The 15,718-nt window shown below is 66.3% G+C and carries 17 protein-coding genes, 2 tRNA genes and 2 pseudogenes; 11 read left to right on the forward strand and 10 right to left on the reverse strand.

Annotated features, from left to right (window positions below):
• Window positions 1-89 precede the first annotated feature (89 nt).
• Window positions 90-166, forward strand: a tRNA-Asp gene (locus KZO24_RS05130).
• Window positions 167-230: 64 nt separating this feature from the next.
• A tRNA-Asp gene (locus KZO24_RS05135) sits at window positions 231-307 on the forward strand.
• Window positions 308-490: 183 nt separating this feature from the next.
• On the opposite strand, the gene KZO24_RS05140 is transcribed toward KZO24_RS05135, so the two are convergent.
• From KZO24_RS05140 to KZO24_RS05160, 5 genes and pseudogenes are all read right to left on the reverse strand, one after another.
• On the reverse strand, window positions 491-730 hold the full coding sequence (locus KZO24_RS05140; protein WP_271181028.1) for a DUF2842 domain-containing protein: 240 nt from the start codon (window positions 728-730) through the stop codon (window positions 491-493).
• A 12-nt stretch (window positions 731-742) separates the two neighbouring features.
• The gene (locus KZO24_RS05145; RefSeq protein WP_486486939.1) at window positions 743-1,189 is read right to left on the reverse strand and encodes a 5-formyltetrahydrofolate cyclo-ligase; all 447 of its coding nucleotides are present in this window, start codon (window positions 1,187-1,189) and stop codon (window positions 743-745) included.
• Between the two features lie 305 nt (window positions 1,190-1,494).
• Window positions 1,495-1,683, reverse strand: coding sequence for a hypothetical protein (locus tag KZO24_RS05150; RefSeq protein ID WP_486486940.1), 189 nt, complete (start codon window positions 1,681-1,683; stop codon window positions 1,495-1,497).
• Between the two features lie 82 nt (window positions 1,684-1,765).
• Window positions 1,766-1,828: pseudogene (locus KZO24_RS05155) on the reverse strand (cell division protein ZapA); the annotation flags it as partial.
• The gene (locus KZO24_RS05160; RefSeq protein ID WP_486486941.1) at window positions 1,828-2,292 is read right to left on the reverse strand and encodes a hypothetical protein; all 465 of its coding nucleotides are present in this window, start codon (window positions 2,290-2,292) and stop codon (window positions 1,828-1,830) included. The gene KZO24_RS05160 and the pseudogene KZO24_RS05155, both read right to left, overlap by 1 nt.
• A 25-nt stretch (window positions 2,293-2,317) precedes the next feature.
• Here KZO24_RS05160 and tkt point away from each other — a divergent pair, with 25 nt between their 5' ends.
• The 6 genes and pseudogenes from tkt to KZO24_RS05190 all read left to right on the forward strand — a co-directional run bounded on the left by tkt (window position 2,318) and on the right by KZO24_RS05190 (window position 9,256).
• Complete coding sequence (gene tkt / locus KZO24_RS05165; RefSeq protein WP_271181024.1) at window positions 2,318-4,306, forward strand: transketolase; 1,989 nt, start codon at window positions 2,318-2,320, stop codon at window positions 4,304-4,306.
• Window positions 4,307-4,334: 28 nt separating this feature from the next.
• Entirely contained in the window at window positions 4,335-5,342 is a 1,008-nt protein-coding gene (gene gap, locus KZO24_RS05170) for a type I glyceraldehyde-3-phosphate dehydrogenase (protein WP_008829032.1), read from the forward strand.
• Between the two features lie 61 nt (window positions 5,343-5,403).
• Window positions 5,404-5,835 (forward strand): MOSC domain-containing protein, encoded by a 432-nt coding sequence (locus tag KZO24_RS05175; RefSeq protein ID WP_271181023.1) that lies wholly within the window; start codon window positions 5,404-5,406, stop codon window positions 5,833-5,835.
• A complete protein-coding gene (locus tag KZO24_RS05180) occupies window positions 5,832-7,031 on the forward strand; it encodes a phosphoglycerate kinase (protein ID WP_486486942.1) in 1,200 nt (399 codons plus the stop codon). The genes KZO24_RS05175 and KZO24_RS05180 overlap by 4 nt, the downstream gene beginning before the upstream one ends.
• Window positions 7,032-7,173: 142 nt before the next feature.
• Window positions 7,174-8,256: an acyltransferase family protein gene (locus KZO24_RS05185; protein ID WP_271181021.1), complete on the forward strand. Its 1,083-nt coding sequence runs from the start codon at window positions 7,174-7,176 to the stop codon at window positions 8,254-8,256.
• An 89-nt stretch (window positions 8,257-8,345) separates the two neighbouring features.
• Window positions 8,346-9,256, forward strand: a pseudogene (locus KZO24_RS05190) (fructose bisphosphate aldolase).
• Between the two features lie 59 nt (window positions 9,257-9,315).
• Here KZO24_RS05190 and KZO24_RS05195 read toward each other — a convergent pair.
• Complete coding sequence (locus KZO24_RS05195) at window positions 9,316-9,885, reverse strand: hypothetical protein (protein ID WP_036522773.1); 570 nt, start codon at window positions 9,883-9,885, stop codon at window positions 9,316-9,318.
• 95 nt (window positions 9,886-9,980) lie between these two features.
• On the opposite strand from KZO24_RS05195, the gene thiE reads away from it, so the two are divergent.
• Window positions 9,981-10,628, forward strand: coding sequence for a thiamine phosphate synthase (thiE, locus tag KZO24_RS05200; RefSeq protein ID WP_486486943.1), 648 nt, complete (start codon window positions 9,981-9,983; stop codon window positions 10,626-10,628).
• Window positions 10,629-10,733: 105 nt separating this feature from the next.
• Here the strand turns inward: thiE and KZO24_RS05205 are convergent, their stop codons facing one another.
• From KZO24_RS05205 to npdG, 4 genes are all read right to left on the reverse strand, one after another.
• Entirely contained in the window at window positions 10,734-11,654 is a 921-nt protein-coding gene (locus KZO24_RS05205; RefSeq protein WP_271181018.1) for a TIGR03619 family F420-dependent LLM class oxidoreductase, read from the reverse strand.
• Window positions 11,655-11,773: 119 nt separating this feature from the next.
• A complete protein-coding gene (locus tag KZO24_RS05210; RefSeq protein ID WP_069707648.1) occupies window positions 11,774-12,631 on the reverse strand; it encodes an SDR family NAD(P)-dependent oxidoreductase in 858 nt (285 codons plus the stop codon).
• Between the two features lie 38 nt (window positions 12,632-12,669).
• Window positions 12,670-13,248, reverse strand: coding sequence for a 2-phospho-L-lactate guanylyltransferase (cofC, locus tag KZO24_RS05215; RefSeq protein WP_271181017.1), 579 nt, complete (start codon window positions 13,246-13,248; stop codon window positions 12,670-12,672).
• A complete protein-coding gene (gene npdG / locus KZO24_RS05220; RefSeq protein WP_271181016.1) occupies window positions 13,245-13,895 on the reverse strand; it encodes an NADPH-dependent F420 reductase in 651 nt (216 codons plus the stop codon). Before npdG ends, cofC begins: the two co-directional genes overlap by 4 nt.
• Window positions 13,896-14,025: 130 nt before the next feature.
• Between npdG and cofE the strand changes: the two genes are divergently transcribed.
• Both cofE and cofD read left to right on the forward strand, forming a co-directional pair.
• On the forward strand, window positions 14,026-14,760 hold the full coding sequence (gene cofE / locus KZO24_RS05225) for a coenzyme F420-0:L-glutamate ligase (protein ID WP_379525525.1): 735 nt from the start codon (window positions 14,026-14,028) through the stop codon (window positions 14,758-14,760).
• A complete protein-coding gene (cofD, locus tag KZO24_RS05230) occupies window positions 14,757-15,695 on the forward strand; it encodes a 2-phospho-L-lactate transferase (protein WP_486486944.1) in 939 nt (312 codons plus the stop codon). The genes cofE and cofD overlap by 4 nt, the downstream gene beginning before the upstream one ends.
• Window positions 15,696-15,718 lie beyond the last annotated feature (23 nt).

Below are 15,718 nucleotides of genomic sequence, written 5' to 3' on the forward strand. Positions count from 1 at the left end.
AAAAATGAAAAAGCCTTCCGCAAAGCCGTTGACAGCCCTGCGAGGCTGGCCTAGTGGCGGCGCTCCCAAGCGGACGCAACCGCAAGAACGCGGGTGTAGCTCAGTTGGTTAGAGTGCCGGCCTGTCACGCCGGAGGTCGCGGGTTCGAGCCCCGTCACTCGCGCCACTTGGGAAAAATGCTGGTAATCCAGTGACTTGAGGTAGTCCAAAAACCTCACATATATTGCTGCGCGGGTGTAGCTCAGTTGGTTAGAGTGCCGGCCTGTCACGCCGGAGGTCGCGGGTTCGAGCCCCGTCACTCGCGCCACTTCTCATGGAAGTGGTTCCAGCAGCGATCGAATGAAGAGGCCGGGCTCACGCTCGGCCTTTTTCGTTTCTGGATATATTCCGGCCGTTCCCACCCTTCGTCATTGCGAGCGTAGCGAAGCAATCCAGGGCGGTTTGCGCGGCTCTGGATTGCTTCGCTACGCTCGCAATGACGGCGGCGGGATCAGTTGGCTTTGGTCGTAACCGGAGCGCTCCAGCGTCCGGTTTCCATCCAGATCAGGAAACGCTTGAGCGGCAGCAGCCACACCACGCCCAGCACGATGTACACCGGCGTCTGGGCAAGGGCATTCCACTCACCGATCAGCGCGGCCACGTAGCTGGCGATGAGCATGGCATAGAGCCCCAGCGCGACGACCAGCAGGAGCACCCCGAAGGGGATTCGCCAGGTCGGTGTTTCGCGCATGTCAGGTCCTCTTTATATGCCATATATCCGCGTCGGCGTGACCACGGCGGCGAGCGGCCGGTCGTGGGCTTCGACGGGCAGTTCCTCGGCCAACTGGCAGTCCCATGCAAGCCCGATCGCAGTGGCCTGCGGATGGGCCGCCAGCCAGCGGTCGTAATGCCCGCCGCCTTGGCCGAGGCGATGGCCCTCGGCGGTGAACGCCACCAGTGGCACGATCACGACATCCGGCACCACGCTCTCGCTCTTGCCCGTAGGCTGAAGTGCCCGCCACGGCCCCGGTTCGAGGGCTTCGTCGTCCCAAGGATTGTCCCAGAAGCGGAACTCCATGGCCGCTGCGCGCGCGGGGAAGAAGGGCAGGGCGATACGGCGGCCGTTCTCCGACAGCCAGCGCGCCCAGCCCAGCGACGGCGCTTCGGAAGTCGCCGGATGATAGAGGCCGACGGTCGCGCCTTCGGGCACCAGTGCAACGGCCGGTGCGGGGGGCGGTTGAGAATCAGCGCGCGCAGGCCCTGCGGCAGGGCTTCGACATGCTCGGCCCGCGCTTGCCGAAAGTGCTTGCGCAGGGCAGCTTTCTCATCGGTGATCTGGATGGGGGGTGACGGGTCCACCATGGGTCGTTTCCTAGAAATCCTCTGACGCCTCGACGTCAGGTGGGGACCATGTGTTCCGGACCAGGATCCGGGCAGGGACAGCCCCCCATGGATTGCTTATAGCCTCAGGGATGTTCGAACGGCACGTGCCGGGCAGATCCCGTCAGGCCCTATCTAGGCGTTTGCTGCTTCAGTCTCAAGAAGGTCGGCAAGATTTTCGACACGCGAGGCGATGCGCGCCAGTCTTTCCGCGAATTGTGCCGGAATCGCCGGAACCTCGATCGGCAGGACCGCCTGCGGTTCGGGGCGAGAGCGCAGTTCGTGCAATTCGTCCGCCATCATCAGCGCGGCGAAGAGCAGCATCCGCGTCTCGGTCTGCCCGACCGCGCCCGAGGCGGTGGCCTTCGAGATCGATCAGCCGGGCGAGGCGCAGGATATGCGCTTCCTCTCCGTCCGCGCAGGCGAGCATGAATTCGCGCCCGCCGATCCCGAGTGTCACGTTGCCCATCAGGCGTCCTCCGCCTGGGTGCGCTGGGCGAGGAGATCGTCGAGGCCCGACAGCGACTGGCTGATGCTGGCCTTCAGATCCTCATGGCGGCGGCGCAAGTCCGCGCCCTTGGCAATGCAGGTGGGGGCCGCGTTCTCTATCCGCGTTAATGCGGCCTCGATGCGGTCGAGCGCAAGCAGGGAGATGGAGCGCGTGGATGCGCTTTCCTCGGTGGCCGCGCCGATCGCCCGGCCCTTGAGCGGGTTTTCCATGGCCAAGCGCTGCGCCGGTTGTGGCGGCCGGGCAAGCAGTTGGCGCGGGTTGTTCACAATCTTGTCACTTGCCTGCGCTTGAATAGTGCGGAAGATACGACGGACTGCAGGACAATATCCGATCTGCGCGTGAAGAGGGTGAAATCGGGCGGTGAACTTGACGGGAGGCGACCTCTGCCTAAAGGGGGTCGCGAAATTCAGATCGTCCCGCATTTTTGCGCGTACCCGGAGTAATCCCATGACCCTCGCTTCCGACCGTCTTGCGCCGATGGCCAACGCCATCCGGGCGCTTTCGATGGACGCGGTTCAGGCGGCGAACAGCGGCCACCCCGGCATGCCGATGGGCATGGCCGACGTCGCCACGGTGCTCTTCGCCAAGTTCCTCAAGTTCGATCCCTCGGCGCCCAAGTGGGCCGACCGCGACCGCTTCGTGCTGTCGGCAGGCCATGGCTCGATGCTGATCTACTCGCTGCTGCACCTGACCGGCTACGCCAGCCCGACGCTGGACGACATCAAGAACTTCCGCCAGCTCGGTTCGGTCTGCGCCGGTCACCCCGAGAACTTCCTGATCGAAGGCATCGAATGCACCACCGGGCCGCTGGGCCAGGGCGTGGCGATGGCCGTGGGCATGGCAATGGCCGAGCGTCACCTGGCCGCAACCTTCGGCGACGACCTCGTCGATCACAACACGTGGGTCATCGCCGGTGACGGCTGCCTCATGGAAGGCGTCAACCACGAGGCGATCGGCCTGGCCGGCACGCTGAAGCTGGGCCGCCTCAAGGTGCTGTGGGACGACAACAAGATCACCATCGACGGCGACGCCTCGCTGTCGACTTCGGAAGACATTCCGGCACGCTACCGCGCTTCGGGCTGGGACGTGTTCGAGTGCGACGGCCACGACTTCGCCGACATCGAGCGCGCGCTGGGCCAGGCTGCCGCTTCGGACAAGCCCACGCTGGTCGCCTGCCGCACGCTGATTGGCAAGGGTTCGCCCAACAAGCAGGGCGGCCACGACGTCCACGGCTCGCCGCTGGGCGATGCCGAGATCGCCGCGACCCGCGAGAACATCGGCTGGGCCCACGCTCCCTTCGAGATCCCGGCCGAGATCCTCGCCGACTGGCGCTCGCTGGGCGAAAAGGGCGCGAAGCTGCGCGCCGAGTGGGACGCCCGCCTTGCCGCTTCGGACAAGGGCGCGGAACTGACCCGCCGCATGAACGGCGAACTGCCTTCGGGCGACGAAGCCGCGAAGACTTTCGCAGGCTGGCTGGAGAGCGAAACCACCGTCGCGACCCGCAAGGCGTCGGAGAACGTGCTCAACGTCCTCGCGCCGCTGGTGCCCGAGATGGTCGGGGGCTCCGCCGACCTCACCGGTTCGAACAACACCAAGGCCAAGTGCCAGTCGGCGTTCTCGGCCAAGGACTACGCCGGCCGCTACGTCTACTACGGCATCCGTGAATTCGGCATGTCGGCGGCGATGAACGGCATGGCGCTGCATGGCGGCGTGATCCCCTACGGCGGCACCTTCCTGATCTTCTCGGACTATGCCCGCAACGCGATCCGCATGTCGGCGCTGCAGCAGACCCGCGTGATCTACGTGCTGACCCACGATTCGATCGGCCTCGGCGAAGATGGCCCGACTCACCAGCCGGTAGAGACGGTCATGTCGCTGCGCCTGATCCCGAACCTCTACGTGTTCCGCCCGGCCGACGTCATCGAGACCGCCGAGTGCTGGCAGATCGCGCTGGAAAGCGCCGAGACGCCTTCGGTCCTCGCGCTGACCCGCCAGAACCTGCCGCAGCTTCGCACCTCGGGCGAAATGCTCTCTGCCCGCGGCGCCTACACGCTGCGCCGCGCCGAGGGTGACCGCAAGGTGATCCTGATCGCCACCGGTTCGGAAGTCGAACTGGCCGTGAAGGTGCAGGGCGCACTGCAGGCCCAGGGCATCGGCGCCGACGTCGTCTCGATGCCGTGCATGGAGCTGTTCGAGGCGCAGGACGCGGCGTACAAGCACGAAGTCCTGCCGAACGACCCGTCGATCCTGCGTGTCTCGATCGAGGCGGGCGTTACGCACGGCTGGGAGCGCTTCACCGCATTCAGCCGCAATGGCGGCCTCAACATCGGCCTCGACCGCTTCGGCGCCTCGGCCCCGGCCAAGGTTCTGTTCGAGCGCTTCGGCTTCACCGTCGATGCGATCGTGCCGCAGGTCCTGGAAAAGCTCAGCAGCTAAGAATACCACCTAAGAGGAGATTAGGATTATGGCGACCAAGGTTGCGATCAACGGTTTCGGACGTATCGGGCGCAATGTCGCCCGCGCCATTCTCGAGCGTACCGACCATGACCTCGAGCTGGTGTCGATCAACGACCTCGCCAGCGCCAAGGCCAATGCCCTCCTCTTCAAGCGCGACAGCGTCCACGGTGCGTTTGCGGGCACCGTGGAAGTCGACGGCGATGACCTCATCATCAACGGCAAGCGCATCAAGGTGACCGCCGAGCGCGATCCCGCGAACCTGCCGCACGCCGCCAACGGCGTCGACATCGCGCTGGAATGCACCGGCTTCTTCACCGACAAGGCCTCGGCCTCGAAGCACATCGAAGCCGGCGCCAAGCGCGTGCTGATCTCGGCGCCTGCCAAGAACGTCGACCTCACCGTCGTCTACGGCGTCAACCATGACGCGCTCACCGCCGAGCACACCGTCGTGTCGAACGCTTCGTGCACCACCAACTGCCTGGCGCCCTTCGCCAAGGTCCTGCACGAGAAGATCGGTATCGAGCGCGGTCTGATGACCACGATCCACTCGTACACCAACGACCAGAAGATCCTCGACCAGATCCACTCCGACCCGCGCCGCGCCCGCGCTGCCGCGATGAACATGATCCCGACCAGCACCGGCGCCGCCGTTGCCGTCGGCCTCGTTCTGCCGGACCTCAAGGGCAAGCTCGACGGTTCGTCGATCCGCGTGCCGACCCCGAACGTCTCGGTCGTCGACCTGACCTTCGTGCCGAGCCGCGACACCACCACCGAGGAAGTCAACGCGCTGCTCAAGGCCGCTGCGGAAGGCGAACTCAAGGGCGTGCTCGGCTACACCGAGGAGCCGCTGGTCTCGATCGACTTCAACCACGATTCGCACTCGTCCACCATCGACAGCCTCGAAACCTCGGTTCTCGAAGGCAAGCTGGTGCGCGTTCTTTCGTGGTACGACAACGAGTGGGGCTTCTCCAACCGCATGGTCGACACGGCCGGCGTGATGGGCGGCCTGCTCTGAGACCTTGATGGGGACGGGCCGCCTTATCGGTATCGCGCGAAGGCAACGCCCTCGCGCGCCGATGGAGGAACTGCGGTCCGTCGCCGTAACTGCCGCCGCGGGAGTCCATGGGGACTTTCGCGGCGCGGTGCGTCCGGGCAAGCGGCCGCGCCGGCAGGTCTCCCTGATGGAGATCGAAAGCTGGCGGGCGGCGCTGGGCGAACTTGAAATCTGCGGCGGCCTGTTCGGTTTCGAAGAGCCGCCATGGCATGCGCGGCGGGCGAACCTGCTGGTCGAAGGACTGCGTTTCCCGAGGGAAACCGGCTATGTCCTGGCGATCGGCAATACCCTGCGCATAGCAGTCACGATGGAATGCGATCCGTGCAGCCGCATGGAGGAAGTGGCACAGGGCCTCAAGGGCGCGCTCCTGCCGGATTGGCGGGGCGGTGTGCTGGGCACGGTGCTTGACGACGGCGATATCGCCCTGGGCGACGAGATAAGGATCGAGAGATGACGGCATTCAAGACCCTTGATGACCTTGGTGATGTGACCGGCAAGGTCGCGCTGGTGCGCGTGGACCTCAACCTGCCGATGCAGGACGGCGCCGTCACCGACGACACCCGCATCCGCGCCGCGGCGCCCACCGTGCTGGAACTCGCCGAGAAGGGCGCCAAGGTCCTCCTCCTCGCCCACTTCGGTCGCCCCAAGGGCGAGCGCGTGCCGAGCCAGTCGCTCTCGATGGTGGTCGGCGCGGTCGAGAAGACGCTGGGCAAGGAAGTGATGTTCGTGCCCGAGATCGCGGGCGACATCGTGAAGCAGGCCGTCGGCATCCTGCGTGCCGGCGACATCGCCATCCTCGAGAACACCCGTTTCTGGAAGGGCGAGGAAAAGAACGACCCCGAACTCGCCGCTGCGATCGCGGCGAATGCGGACTTCTACGTGAACGACGCCTTCTCCGCCGCGCACCGCGCCCATGCCACCACCGAAGGTCTCGCCAAGGTGCTGCCCGCTTACGCCGGTCGCTCGATGCAGGCGGAACTGGAAGCGCTCGAAAAGGCACTCGGCACGCCCGAGAAGTCGGTCGCGGCGGTCGTCGGCGGGGCCAAGGTTTCGTCCAAGCTCGAAGTGCTCAAGCACCTCGTCCGCCAAGTCGATCACCTCATCATCGGTGGCGGCATGGCGAACACCTTCCTTGCCGCCAAGGGCGTGGACGTGGGCAAGTCGCTTTGCGAGCATGACCTGACCGATACCGCGAACGAAATCCTTGCCACGGCGGATGCCTCGGGCTGCACCGTCCACCTGCCGTACGACGTGGTCGTGTCGAAGGAATTCGCGGCCAACCCGCCGTCGCTGCGCATCTGCAACGTCCATGAAGTCGCGGCCGACGAGATGATCCTCGATGCCGGTCCGAACGCGGCGGAAACGCTGGGCGACGTGCTCAAGAACTGCCGCACGCTGGTGTGGAACGGCCCGCTCGGCGCGTTCGAGATGGAGCCGTTCGACGCCGCCACCGTGGCGCTGGCGAAGACCGCCGCCGCGCTGACGGCGGACGGCTCGCTGGTCTCGGTGGCGGGCGGCGGCGATACCGTAGCGGCGCTCAACCATGCGGGCGTGGCGCAGGACTTCTCGTACATCTCGACGGCGGGCGGTGCCTTCCTCGAGTGGATGGAAGGCAAGGTGCTGCCCGGCGTCGCGGCGCTGGAAGCCTGACGCAAAACAACCCCGTCATCCCCGCGAAGGCGGGAACCCATCTCCTGACCTGACCTATTGCACGGGCATCAGATGGGTCCCCGCCTTCGCGGGGATGACGGACATATTGATCGTAAGGGATGACTTTGGGGCTCGCAGGGGAATGACGGATCGAAACCTTGCTCCCGCACCGCCCTGGCAGGGCCGGTACGTCACGCTCGACGGCATGCGCGGCATCGCGGCGCTCGCCGTGGCGCTGTTCCATTACAACATCTCGCAGGCCCCGCACGGCTATGTCGCGGTGGACTTCTTCTTCGCGCTCTCCGGCTTCGTGCTGTGCCGTACTTACCTGCCGCGCTGGCAGAACGGGCTGACCACCTGGGCCTTCATGAAGCAGCGCGTGGTGCGGCTCTATCCGCTGTTCCTCGCAGGGATCGTCATCACGACGCTCTCCGCGATCTCGAACCACTGGACCGGCAAGGGCGACGTCTACAGCTACGCCAAGATCGCCAAGTCGCTGCCGCCCAATCTGCTGATGCTGCCGTCGCCCTTCACCAACACGCTGTTCCCGATGAACGTGCCGGCGTGGTCGCTGTTCTTCGAACTCGTCGCCAGCCTCGGCCTCGCGCTGGTGCTGTTCCGTCTGCCGCGCATCGGGCAGCTTGCCGTGGCGATCGCCGCCGCCTGCTTCTTCGTGCCCGCCGTGCTGGCGCGCGAGGGCGGCAATCTTGGTCCGTTGTGGAGCCAGATGGGCACGACGATGCTGCGCACGACGATGTCGTTCACCGCAGGCGTGCTGATCGCCGGGTTACCCGTGAAAGAGGTCCGCCATCCCGGCTGGCTCGGCGTTTTCTGCCTCATCGCGATCCTCGCGATGCTGGTCGCCGATCCGGCGTTCATTCCCAAGGGCTGGTACGACGTCACTTGCGCCGTGCTTGTCTCGCCGCTGCTGGTCTGGCTGGGCTCGCGCGGCGAACCTTCGCGTGTACTGATGCCGGTGGCGTGGTTCCTCGGCGAAGTGTCCTACGCGGTCTATGCCGTGCACTGGGCGCTGATGGAGCCGCTGCGCTACTTCAAAGACGATCTCGGCTGGAACGAAGTGCTGATGGGCGCGGTCTACCTTGCCGCCTGCGTCGGGCTCGGCTGGCTTTGCGTGCGCTTCGTGGACATTCCGCTGCGCCGGCGCCTGAACGTCATGCTGCATGCGAGGGCGCGACACGTGCCGCCGCGCGCTATACCGAATTGACCCCCTAATGACAGATGCCGCAGTTGCGAACAGAGGGAGCGCAGCGTAGGCTTTATTTCAAGTTGCCGAACAACTCAGGAGGAGAAACCATGCAGTATTCGGAAATGACGGCCAAGATGGCCGACGGTGACGGCTTTATCGCCGCACTCGACCAGAGCGGCGGTTCGACGCCCAAGGCGCTCAAGGGCTACGGTATCGAGGAGGATGCCTGGTCGACCGAGGAGGAGATGTTCGGTCTCATCCACGAGATGCGCGCGCGCATCATTTCGTCGTCGGTGTTCTCGGGGAGAAGGTCATCGGCGCGATCCTGTTCGAGCGCACCATGGACGGCACCGTCGAGGGCGTGCCGACCCCGCAGGCGCTGATCGCCAAGGGCGTGGTCCCCTTCATCAAGATCGACAAGGGCCTGGAGGATGAGGCCAACGGCGTTCAGATGATGAAGCCGATGCCGACGCTGGACGAGCTGCTTGCGCGCTCGAAGGCGCTGGGCGTCTACGGCACCAAGGAGCGCTCGGTCATCAACTCGGCCAATGCCGAGGGCATCGCAGCCGTCGTCAAGCAGCAGTTCGAGATCGGCGCACAGGTGCTCTCGCACGGCATGATGCCGATTATCGAGCCCGAAGTGAACATCAAGAGCGAGACCCGCGCCGAATGTGACAAGCTGCTCCTCGACGCGATCCTCGAGAACCTCGACGCGCTGCCCGAGGGCCAGCAGGTCATGCTCAAGCTCTCGCTGCCGATCGTGCCGGGCACGTTCGATCCGCTGATCGATCACCCCAAGGTGCTGCGCGTGGTAGCCCTGTCGGGCGGTTACTCGCGCGCCGACGCCTGCGTCGAACTGGCGAAGAACAAGGGCATCATCGCCAGCTTCAGCCGCGCGCTGCTTTCGGACCTGCGTTCGCAGATGAGCGACGCGGAATTCGACGCGGCGCTGGGCGAGGCGATCGACGCGATCTACCTCGGTTCGACGCAGAAGGCCGAGGCTGCCGCGGCAGCCTGATCCTTCGGGACCGGACAGGAAGAGGCGGCGCTCGAAAGGGCGCCGCCTTTTTCGTGGGCTCAGTAGCCGCCCATGAAGCGGAAGCCGAAGCGATAGGCCGACTGCGCGACGGTGCCGTGGTTGTCACCGCCCGCGACCTTGTCCGGCTGGACCTCGACGAGTTCGAGCGTGCCGTCGGCGACCGTCACCGGCTTGCCCGAGGTCACTTCCACCTCGCCGCCGCGCCCGCTGTCGATGCGTACGCGCAGACGGACCTGCCCGCCCCAGACGCAGCGCGCATTCATCGGGCACCGGCTGTCCTCCAGCACCGCCAGCGGGGTGATGCGCGGGCCGCCTACGGTTACCGTCTGGCCGAGCGCGGCGTAAGTCAGCGAGGGCTCGGGAGTCGCGACCGGCAGTTCCGACGGCGGGGGATAGCTCTGGGCGGGAGTATAGGGCGGCGTAACTGCCGGGCCGGGATAGCTCGCGGCCGGAGGGGCTGACGGCGGCGGCGCTGCGGGAGGCGGAGGAGCGCTCGCCTGCGGATAGGCGGGTGGATATGGTTGCATCCGGGCCGGATCGGCCGGGGGTATGACGGTGCAGCCGGCAAGGGCGGCTCCGGTCAGGGCGAGCGCTATCGGTATCCTCATGGCGCGCGATGCAACACCCGGGCGCCTGAACGGTTCCCGAACGCCGCGTGTTCGGAACGCTTGGCGTTGAGGCGCGGCGCGGCTAGAGCACCCGCATGAAAGACGAAGCCGACATTCCGCGCGCACCCACGCAGCTCTATCTGATCTCGTCGCTCGACGCCGGCGGGGCCTTCCCCGACCGTCTGGCCCGCGCGCTCGACGCAGGCGAAGTCGCGGCCTTCCAGTTCCGCGTCAAGGACGTGGACCAGCATGAGGCTGCGCGTCTGGCCGAGCCGCTGCAGAAGATCTGCGCGGACCGCGAGGTCGCGTTCATCGTCAACGACTCGATCGGCCTTGCCAAGCGCCTCGGCGCGGACGGCGTGCATCTCGGGCAGGAGGACGGCAGCGTCGAGGAGGCACGTCAGGCGCTCGGCCGCGATGCGCAGATTGGCGTGACCTGTAATGCCAGCCGTCACCTCGCCATGGAAGCGGGCGAGAACGGCGCCGACTACGTGGCGTTCGGTGCGTTCTTCCCCACCACGACGAAGGTGACCAAGCATATCGCTGGTCTCGACCTGTTGGAATGGTGGCAGTCGATCTTCGAGATTCCGTGCGTCGCCATCGGTGGGATTACTCCGGAAAACTGCGGTGACCTCGTGCGGGCGGGCGCGGACTTCCTTGCGGTTTCGGGCGCAGTCTGGAACGGCGACGAGGAAGCGGCGGTCCGCGCGTTTCACGAAGCACTGGCGGCGGTGCAGGGCTGAGCGCCTGAACCCACCCCAACCCCTCCCGCAAGCGGGAGGAGCGAGACTTGCTGAGCCTTAGGCGAAGCTAGTCGCAGCGGGGTGGGCCTTGGCGCGGCCAGAGCGTCAGAAATCGATCTTCGCGATCACCTCTTCCCCGAACTTCTGGGCCTGTTCCAGATACTCGGCTCGCGTCTCGGTGTAGATCGTCGCGCCGGAACCATCGACGCCGAGCGACTTGAGGTTGGCGAAATGGTCCAGCGCTTCCTGCGCGTTCCAGCCCCCTTTCACCGAATAAGTCGAGGATGCGATGACCTTGGGCGGAGTCTCGCGGCCGACTTTCTCGCAATGCGTGGCCATGTAGGCGATGGCTTCCAGGATGTCCTCGTCGCCTTCGAGATTGGCGGTGCGGGCGGTATCGGTCACCGCCTTGGGCACGAAGAACGGGTGCCAGGCATCGCCCAGTTCCACCGCCCGGCGCAGCGCGCGCTTGGAATTGCCGCCCACCAGCAGCGGCGGATGCGGGGTTTGCGCCGGGGTCGGCAGCACACGGTTGCCGAGCGCGGTGAAGCCATTGCCCTCGAAGGTGAAGTCCTCGCCGGTCCAGGCGAGCTTCATGGCCTTCATGTATTCGTCCATGATATCGTTGCGACTGTCGAAATCGACGCCCAGCGCCTTGTACTCCGCCTTCATGTACCCCGCGCCAAGGCCGAGGATCACGCGCCCGCCGGTAAAGTGGTCGAGGCTCGATACGGCGCGCGCGGTGATGAACGGGTTGCGATAGGGCAGGACCAGGATGTTGGTCTGCAGCCGCAGCGTGGTCGTGGCGGCGCCCAGCATCGAAAGCATGACGAAGGGGTCCTGCGCATAATGCCCGCCATTGTCGAGCCAGCGCGAAGAGGGCACCGGATGGTCAGTGACGGTGCCCGCGTAAAAGCCCGCAGCCTCGACCGCCTTCGCGATCTGGTGCAGCGCTTCCATGGTGCCCCATTCCTGCGGCTTGTCGATGTGGTCGAAGGGCAGGCTGGTGCTGAGGGTGAAGGTCATCGCTCTCTCGTTTCATGAACCGGGTTCGTCATTGCGAGCGGAGCGAAGCAACCCAGGGCGGTTTGCGCATCGCTGGATTGCTTCGCTGCGCTCGCAATGACGATGAAAGTGGGCATGGTTTACTCGGTGACTTCAGGCGGCAGAATCCAGACCTCGTTACGGTCGCGCGCCCATCCGCCCGAGGCCCACGAGCCTCCGTCTACCGGGATCACGGTGCCGGTCACGTAGCTGGCCATCGGGGAGGCGAGGAACACCGCCACGCGGCCGCATTCCTCGTCGATCCCGGGGCGGCCCGCAGGAATGCGCTTGCGGGCGCTTTCGACTTGCGCGGGGCTGGGCTGGAACCACGCCGCCTCGTCCACCGGGCCGGTGAACTGGCCGCGCGTGCCGGGCGTCACCGTGTAGTCGGGCGCGATGGTGTTCACGCGGATGCCGTGCTCGGCGAATTCGAGCGCGAGAGTGCGGGTGAGGTTGTTGATCCCTGCCTTGCACGCGGCATAGACGGCATAGCCCGGCGCAGCCCGGCTCGCCTCGATACTGGTGACGTTGACGATCGCGCCGCCGCGCCCGCCTGCGATCATCACCGGCACCGCCGCCTGTGTCGCGGCGAGATTGCTGACAAGGTTGAGGTCGATGTGCCGACGCCAGTTCTTCTCAGTGAGGTCGAGGAATCCGCGTCGGGTCACGCCGCCCGCGTTGTTCACCAGCACGTCGAGCCGTCCGAAAGTGTCCGCCGTGCGCGCGATCGCGCCTTGCAGGGCCTCGACGTCCATGACGTTGCCGGGGATGCACAGCGCCTTGCGGCCACGCGCCTCGATCATCGCGGTGACTTGCGCGCAGCGTTCCGGGATCGCCTCTATGATCGCCACGTCGGCGCCCATGTCGGCCATGCACAGCGCGATCGAGCGGCCGATGCCGCCGCCGCCGCCAGTCACGAAGGCCACTTGCCCGGTCAGGTCGATGTCGCTTGCCTGCACTCGCCTCTCCGCTTTACGGGGCCGTGTGCGGCCTCTGGTCAGTTCGTCAAAGCGAACAGGTGTGCAGCATCGGCCAGGTCGGCGGGCTCGTCTATATCATTTGCGAGACCCGGCGTGGTGATCGTCACGGCGTTCAGACCGAGCGTTTCCGCAGCCGCGCGGTGAAGTTCGGCACTGCCGGTGCCGTACTGGAAGCGAAAGTCTGCCGCTTTGGGCAAGGGTAGCGAGAGCGCATTGGTGCCGGTGCCGTGGCGATCGGTGGCGATGCCGAGGGTGCAGGCGGGCAGGGCGGCAAGCTGGCGCAGGTCCTGTGCATCAAGGCGCGGCAGGTCTCCCGCGACGACGATCAGTCGATCGGGCGGAGCACCTCGCGACAGGATTGCCAGCGCGTTTTCCAGCGCCGCGTTGAGTCCGTCACCATCGTCGAAGATGAAGGGCAACGCGCCGCGTGGTGGTCCCAGCAGGATCGTACGGTCCACCGCGCCCGCTGCCGCCTCGATCACGCGCGACAGCATCGCTTCGACCAGCCTGTCACGCTCATGAGGGGGCAGCGCGGGGGCGAGGCGGGTCTTGCCGCGTCCTCGTGCCTTGACCGGGATGAGCGCCCAGACGGTCATGGGATCGCGGGCGCTTCGGCCAGATTGGTGAAGCGGATACCCGCGCCGTCGGCCTTGTAGGTCTTGTTCATGTAGATGAGGATCGAGGTCAGCGCTTCCGCCGCCGCCGAGTTGGCGAGCGCTCCGCCCGAAAGGCCGCGCAGGCCCATGCCGGGGCACAAGTCCACCACCGTCTGGCGCGCGGCGACGTCGTCGGAAAAGACCAGCACGTCGCAGTCGATCGCATGGTCGGAATCGAGGTGATGCGCCGAGACGTTGTGGAACGCCGTCACCAGCCGTGCCTCGGGGCCAAGATGCGCCCGGGCCTGCGCGGCGGCGCTGCCCTCGACGGGAAGCTGCACGCGCATGACCTTGGGCGGAACGAGCGGAACGGTCGTATCCACGACCACCGCATCTCCTATCCGGTCGCGGATCTGCGCAAGGGTATCGCCCTGTGAGCCGTGCGGCACCGTCACGATCACCACGTCTTTGCCTTCCGCCGCATCGGCGTTGGCGGCATGGCCCGCCGCGCCCAGCTCCTCGGCGGTTGCTTGCGCTTTTTCGGCGGAGCGGGAGCCGATCGTCACCGCGTGACCGGCCGCGACGAGCCTGCGCGCAATACCTTTGCCGAGGGCTCCCGTGCCGCCGATGACTGCGATGCTTGCCATGCTTGTATCTCTCCCGCGAAGTTTCGCGCCCTTGGATTGTCGTTGTCGGGGGCGGACCTAAGGTGTCGTTCGGGAGAACAGGATGAACGCTCTTCGAGAACTTACAGTACGACCGCTTGCCGGATTGCCCATGTTCGCCGCGGGGCAGTCTATTGCGCAAGCGATTTGCACCGCGCTCGTGGCCCAGGGTGACGGCTTACGCGATGGCGATATCTGCGTGGTTGCGCAGAAGATCGTCTCCAAGATCGAAGGGCGTTCAATCGACCTTGCGGCGCTGACGCCGGGAGAGGAGGCGCGGGCTCTAGCGGAGCGGACCGGGCGCGATCCTGCCATGGCGCAGGCGATCCTGGACGAGAGCGCCGAGATCATGCGTCCGCATCCGGCCGCGATCATCGCCCGGCATCGCACCGGCCATGTGCTTGCCAATGCCGGGATCGACGCCAGCAATGTCTCCGGTGGAGATGCGGGCACGGTGCTGCTCTGGCCGTGCGAGCCAGATGCGTCTGCGCGGCGCCTGCGCGCGGAACTGGCCGAGGCCAGCGGCGTGCGGGTGGCGGTGGTGATCGCCGACTCCATGGGCCGCGCATGGCGCATTGGCACGGTGGGCACCGCGATCGGCTGCGCGGGGCTTGCCGTGCTGGAGGACCGCCGAGGGCGCGGCGTCGATCTCTACGGCCGTACGCTGCAGGCAACGGTGATTGCCGTGGCGGACTCGATCGCAGCTATGGCGACGTTGGTCATGGGCGAGGGGGACGAAGGCACGCCGGTCGCCATCGTGCGGGGCGCAGGCCGCTGGACCTGCGAGGATGACGGACCGGGTGCGGTGAGCGGCCTGCGTCCAGTGGAACAGGACATGTTTCGATGACGGGCAAGCACGTACTCGCTCTCAGCGGCGGTGTCGGCGGGGCTAAGCTGGCGGCGGGGCTGGCGGCAGTGCTCGCGCCGAAAGACCTCACCATCGTGGTCAATACGGGGGACGACTTCGAGCACCTTGGCCTGACGATCTGCCCGGACATCGATTCGGTAACTTACGCACTCGCGGGGCTCAACGACACGGTGCGCGGCTGGGGCGTGAAGGACGAGACATGGCAGGCCATGGCCATGCTGCGCGCGCTGGGCGAGGCGGACTGGTTCAACCTCGGCGATCGCGACATGGGGATGCACATCGCCCGGTCCTGGCGGCTGCGCGCCGGCGATACCTTGTCGCATGTGACCACGCGGCTGACGCGCGAACTCGGTATCGCGCACGCGATAGTTCCCATGAGCGATGCCCCCGTGCGCACCCAAGTCGGCACTGCGCAGGGGTGGCTGGACTTCCAGCGCTATTTCGTCGCCGAGCAGTGCCGGCCGGTGGCCACCGGCGTGCGGTTCGACGGCGTTCCCGGTGCTGCGCCATCGCCCGCATTCGCCGAGGCACTGGCCCGCGACGACCTTGCCGCCATCGTCATTTGCCCCTCGAATCCGTACCTCAGCGTCGATCCGATCCTCAGTCTCGAAGGTGTGCGCGAGGCACTAGTGCGGCGGCGAGTTCCTGTGGTGGCGGTATCGCCGCTGGTCGGCGGCGCGTCGATCAAGGGACCGCTCGGCAAGTTGTTGGGAGAACTGGGCAGGCCCGTTTCCAACGTCTCGATCGCCGATCACTACTCCAATCACCGGGGCGATCTTCTCGACCATCTGGTGATCGACGAGGCCGATGCCGCCGATGCGGGGGCTTGCGGGAGAGGGGCCTTTCGGTCACCGTTTGCCCAACAGTCATGTGCCACGCCGGTGACCGGGAGAGGCTTGCGCGCGAAGCACTGATCGCAGCCGGTATCGAAACAGGA

The organism is Novosphingobium sp. NFX11 (assembly GCF_057376415.1).